Genomic DNA, 5,320 nt, shown 5'->3' on the forward strand with positions numbered 1-5,320 from the left:
TCCACTGGGGTAGATCGTTTGCTCGGATCGGCTCGGTTGGTTCTGTTGGCTGCGTTGACCTGACCGGCCATGATCTGTTGGTTGCGTTGGTTCGCGAGGGCTTCCGCTGAGACCGTTGTGCCCACCGCGTGCCCACCGCGCGCCCCCGCCCTGGAATGCGTGCACCGTCAGCGGCCTCTCCCGGAAGCAGCGCCCGCGCCGAGGGACCACGGACCCCTACGGGGCCAGGCGAGGACGCGCCGGCCGGGGGCCCGCAGTCAACTTCCACTTGGAAGTTGCCATCCACAACCGGCCCTGTAGCGTCCTCTCTACGACGCGGCCCTGAGAGGGGCGCCGTGTCGACCCCGGGAAGGCGCGGCGAGGTGCCGACCCACGAGAGCCGCCCAACTCTGGGGAGAAGGGCGGCTCTCTTCATCTCCCCCGCCCCCGCCGAAGCCGCATCCCCTTCGCAAACGCCGCAAACGGAGAACGCCTCCCGGACTATGATCGGCTGATCTCTGCAGCCCAGGCCGCCCCTCTCAACGCTCAATGGCCGACTGCAAAGCTTCCCCAAGGAGTGCGGTGAACAACAGAGCGACCGCCGCGGGTATCTACAACTACCTGTTAGGCGGCAAAGCATGGTCCGAAGCCGACCGATCCGCAGCTGAACAGGTCCTGGCAGTCTCCGAGGAATCCCGCGTCGTCGCACAACGCAACCGGACCTTCCTCGTCAACGCCGTCCGCTACCTCGCCCGGCACGGCATCACGCAGTTCCTCGACATCGGCTCCGGGCTCCCCGACGAGACGAACGTCCACCAGATCGCCCAAGCCATCCACCCTGAGACCAGGACCGTCTACGTCGACAGCGACCCCGCGGTACTCCCTCTCGCGCAAGAGATGATCGGCGCCGACCCGAACACGGCGTACGTGCAAGGCGACCTCACCGTCCCCCGGGAGATCCTGCGGACCCGAGAGGTCCAAGGCCTGATCGACTTCACCCGTCCGCTCGGGCTGCTGATCGTCTCCGTACTCCATCACGTCCCCGACCAGGACGACCCCTACGGTGTCGTCGCCGACCTCGTCGACGAGCTCCCCGACAGCAGCTACCTCGTCATCTCCCACTCCTCGCTCGACCTCGACACGCTCGACCCGAAGGTGCGAGACAGCATCATCGCGAGCAACGCCACCATGCGAGTCCCTGTGACCTTCCGGAACCGCAAGCAGGTGGCGCGGTTCTTCGAGGGCACCGAGCTCATCGATCCCGGCCTCGTCTATATCGAGCAATGGGAGCCCGGGCAGGCCGGCTCCCGGGAGCCGATCCCGCTGGACATGCTCGCTGGGGTCGCCCTGATCAGACGCTGAGCTGGCCCGCCCGCGCGATGGCGTCGCCGTACTTGGTCTGGCACCGCTCGCCGTGGTGCGGGGCCGCGTCGCCCTCGTAGAGGCGGACGGCCTCCGCGTACCGCTCGGCCGCCTCCCGGTGGCGGCCGAGCCCGGTCAACGCGTCGCCCTCGATCTCCGCCCACGCCGCATCGCCAGCCGCGTGCTTGTAGGCGGCCATGATCGGCCGCCCTTCCTCCAGCAGCTCCAGCACCCGCTCGTACTCGCCGATGCCCAGGTGCACCAGGATCAACAGCCGCAGCGTGTACGTGTAGTACGTCAGCTGCCCGTCGTAGTCGGCGATGCGCCGGGCGATTGCCAGCGCCTCCTCGCACAGGGAGATGCCCTCCGCGGCATGGCCGACAGCCGCCATCGCCATCCCCAGCCCGCGCAGGCAGGCCATCTCCCCGTAACGGTCGCCTGCCGCACGCGCCGCCGGCAGGCCGCGCTCGCAGTCTTCCCCCGCCTGCTCGAGCATCCACCTGCGTGCGGGACTCTGCGGGTTGTCCACCGCGAAGGTCCAGGCGGCGAACGCCCGCGCGCCGAGCGCACGGGAGAGCCCGGACAGGTCGCCGAGTTCGTCGAACACGGTGATCGATTCATCCAGCATCGGGATAGCCCGCTCTGGCCCGCCGGGTCTGCGGGTGATCAGCGCGGCGACCCTCAGGCGAGACTCCGCGGCGGCGACCTGCTCGCCGGCGTTCTCGCAGACGCGCATGACCGACCGCCACATGTCCTCGGCGTCCCGCAGGTAACGAGCCCAGAACAGGTGGGAGTTGATCTGCAGCGCCAGCTGGAACGCTCTGAGGGCGTCGCCTTCGCGACAGGCGATTCGCGTCGCCTCCAGCACGTTGCTCGTCTCCATGGCCAGCCCAGCAGTCGGATCGACCTCGACCAGAGCACGCACGCGCGGTGAGGCGTACCCGAGGTCGGCCAAGGGCGGCGCCGGCGGGTGGTGCGGGTCCGGCTGCAGGTGGGTGTTGGCCAACGCAGCGATTTCGAGGGCCCCGCCCAGCAGGCGGTCCCTCACCTCGGCGCGCTCAGCAGGCTGCTCTGCCAGCCGGGCGGCCGCGTATGACCGGATCAGGTCGTGCTGCCGGTACCGCGGCTGCTGGTAGGCATCCACCCCAGCGGGGGTGATCAAGCTGTTCGAAACCAGGACTTCCACCTGCTCCTCGGCCTCGTCACAGCCCAGGAGCAGAGAGACCACCCACGCAGGGAAGTCGTTGGACGCCATCGACAGGGCGCGGAACGCCTTCTGAGCGTCGTCGCTAAGCAGCTCGTACGAGGCCGCCGCGATGATCTCCGATGCGCTCACATGTTCGCCGGCGCGCGCCTTGATGCCATGGCCGAGGTGGTCGGCGAAGTAGGCCAGCGTCCAGTGGGGTTGGGACGTGAGGCGGGCGCCGGCCAGGTGGATCGCGAGGGGAAACCCGTCGCACGCCTGGACCAGAGCCGCCGCCGCGTCCGGTTCGGCCTGCACTCGCTCGGCGCCGATGATCTGAGCGAGCAGCCGCAGGCCTTCGCCCAGGTCCAGCGGTGTGAGGTGCACCCGGCGGGTGATGCCCTCTGCCAGGTGCACGCGGGACGTGACGATGACGCCGCAGCCTGGAGCTCCAGGGAGGAGCGGTTGCACCTGGTGGTCGCCGGCTACGTCATCGACGACGAGCAGCATCCGGCGGCCGGCCAGCAGGGACCGCAGCAGCGTGGTCCGTTCCCGGTCTGCGCGCGGCATGGTTTCCAGCGGTACGCCGAGCGAGCCGAGGAGTTCGGCGAGAACGTCGCTCACGGTGCGGGGGCTGGCCGACATGGCCGCGAGCGAAGTGAACAGCTGGCCGTCCGGGAATGCCTCCCGCACGTGGTGGGCGACTCGGGCGGCGAGCGCGGATTTCCCCACACCGCCGGGCCCGCTGACGGCCACCATGGGCAGCGCGTCGGGCGTGCTGAGGACCGCGACTAGCTCCTCGATCTCCTGCTCCCGCCCGGTGAAGTACGGCACGTCGCGGGGCAGTTGGGCAGGCACGACGCGCGGCGCACCCCGAGAGTCGGCCTGGCCGACCTCATCCGCCGCGATCTGGTCGCGCAGGCGTCGCAGCGCTGCTCCGGGAGCGCTCCCGGTTTCCTTCTCCAGCACACTGGCCGCGGCCGCGTACTGCTGGAGCGCCTCGGCCCGGCGGCCGGCGCGGTACAGCGCAGTCATCACGAGGGCGTGGACCGCCTCAGAGAGGGGATCCTCGGCCAGATCGCGGCGACCTTCGCGGATGACCTCCTGATACTCCCCCAGGTGCAGCCAGGCGTCGAGCAGCGCCAGCCTGGCAGTGCGGCGCTCGTCGAGGAGTTCATCACCGAAGCCGCGCAAGCTCGGATGGTCGGGCAGGTCCGCCAGCGGAGGCTCTCCCCACAATGCGAGGGCGTCGTTGAGAGCGTTCACAACGGTGGCGTAATCGCCCGAGGCGGCGGCTGCTGCTCCCTCCGCCGCCTTGGCGCGGAACTGGTCGACGTCGAGGGCGTCGCCGGGCGCGAGGATGATGCGGTAGCGGCCAGCTGTAGACGGGGGGATGCGGTCGGGAAGGGTTCGCCTCAGGTGCGAAAGGACCGATTTGAGTGAGCTTTCGTGGGCTTCTACGTCGTCGTCGCCCCATAGCGCTTCGGTGAGCGCCTCGGCGGACAGGCCGTGTCGACCTGCGGCGAGCAGTGCGCAGAGTGCCCGTCGTCTGATGGGGGGCATTGGCAGGGCCTCGCCCTGGTGGGTGACGTCTGTCGAGCTGAGGATGGCGAAATGCACGGTCCTCCCTGCGTAACTCCCCCGAGGTGAATCCGTGAGGCCAGGGACGGATAGTACTCCTCGTGCCGGTTTAGATTCAGACCGTTTGACAACCTGTCGACAACCTCACGAAAACCAGCCCTTTGTACGGTGTCCCTGCTTCATGGAATGACCTGTCCGATCGGGCCCGCGCCCCTCTCACACACTTGGCGCCCAGTCGGACTGGCGGCCCGCCCAAGAGCCCCAGCTCTCGAAGCGTTCAGGGGTTGCCACCCTGCGGCTGCCGAGGCCCTACCTCTCTCGTCCTCTGGGCCTCGGCACCGCCGGGCAGATCCCGCCTTCACGTGGTTGTGGGATGCGAATCCCCTATCCAATCGCCTCACTGTCCCTCAGGTACTCCAGGTGGCCAGGATGAGCGTCTTCATACCAGCAGACCCCCTGACCCCTGGAGTGGCCCTGTGTTCCGTTCGGACGAGGAGAAGGCTCAGCGAGCCGCCGACAAGGAGCGCAAAGCGTTCGAAGCTACGCCCCAGGGCCAGGCCCGCGTCGCTTTCCAACGCGGCGACGGCTATTTCGAGATCGAGTTGGACCTGCGCAGGACGGGCAATCTCAATTCGCACGGCGGCACCGGTAGCGATCCTCGCGACTTCTGGAACAGGCCCCAGTCAGGCCGCATGGACACGCTGTCATTGATCGAGAGTGAGGGATGGCGCCTCTCTCAGGCCAACCACATCTTCGTCCAGACCGGCGAGGACTCCCGCGACAAGTGGACGGCCTCAGGTCAGCGAGTGGCAATCAAAGGAAAGATCGTCGGCATCTATCTCTTCAGCCGGGACGAAAAACGGGTAGCCCAGCAGGCTATGTAGCGGGATGGCGGAACTCGGGCCGCCTACCCCTCCGCACCCATCCGGCCGGAGTACACCAGCAGGAACAGATCAGCTGGCACGACCAAGTCCGCCGTCTCCACCACCCGCGTCTGCGACTCGTAGATCCGCTCGATTGTCAGTAGAACCGAGCCCGGCGGCTGGTGCAACCGCGCGCACTCCTCCGCCGACCCCAGCCGGGCCCCGACCGTCTCGATCCAGTCCACGATCGGATGGCCGATGGCGAGCATCCGCTCAGCCACGCCACGCCCCGCGTGCGGGCCCTCCTCCGGCATGACGACCGCCGTTCCTCGCGTGAGGTCGAGCGGCTCGT

Annotated in this window: 4 protein-coding genes; 2 read left to right on the plus strand and 2 right to left on the minus strand. The window is 68.5% G+C overall.

Annotation, left to right across the window (positions count from 1 at the left end; all coding sequences use genetic code 11):
* Window positions 1-561 precede the first annotated feature (561 nt).
* The gene (locus Mco01_RS38545; protein ID WP_204061770.1) at window positions 562-1,341 is read left to right on the plus strand and encodes an SAM-dependent methyltransferase; all 780 of its coding nucleotides are present in this window, start codon (window positions 562-564) and stop codon (window positions 1,339-1,341) included.
* Here the strand turns inward: Mco01_RS38545 and Mco01_RS38550 are convergent.
* Complete coding sequence (locus Mco01_RS38550) at window positions 1,331-4,144, minus strand: AfsR/SARP family transcriptional regulator (RefSeq protein ID WP_204061771.1); 2,814 nt, start codon at window positions 4,142-4,144, stop codon at window positions 1,331-1,333. The two genes, Mco01_RS38545 and Mco01_RS38550, sit on opposite strands and share 11 nt — an antisense overlap.
* Window positions 4,145-4,581: 437 nt before the next feature.
* Between Mco01_RS38550 and Mco01_RS38555 the strand changes: the two genes are divergently transcribed.
* Entirely contained in the window at window positions 4,582-4,989 is a 408-nt protein-coding gene (locus Mco01_RS38555; protein WP_204061772.1) for a hypothetical protein, read from the plus strand.
* Between the two features lie 23 nt (window positions 4,990-5,012).
* Here the strand turns inward: Mco01_RS38555 and Mco01_RS38560 are convergent.
* The coding region (locus tag Mco01_RS38560; RefSeq protein ID WP_204061773.1) for a UTRA domain-containing protein at window positions 5,013-5,320 on the minus strand (308 nt) is incomplete at its 5' end.

The sequence above is a fragment of the Microbispora corallina genome, assembly GCF_016863035.1.
In the GTDB taxonomy this organism is placed as follows: Bacteria; Actinomycetota; Actinomycetes; order Streptosporangiales; family Streptosporangiaceae; genus Microbispora; species Microbispora corallina.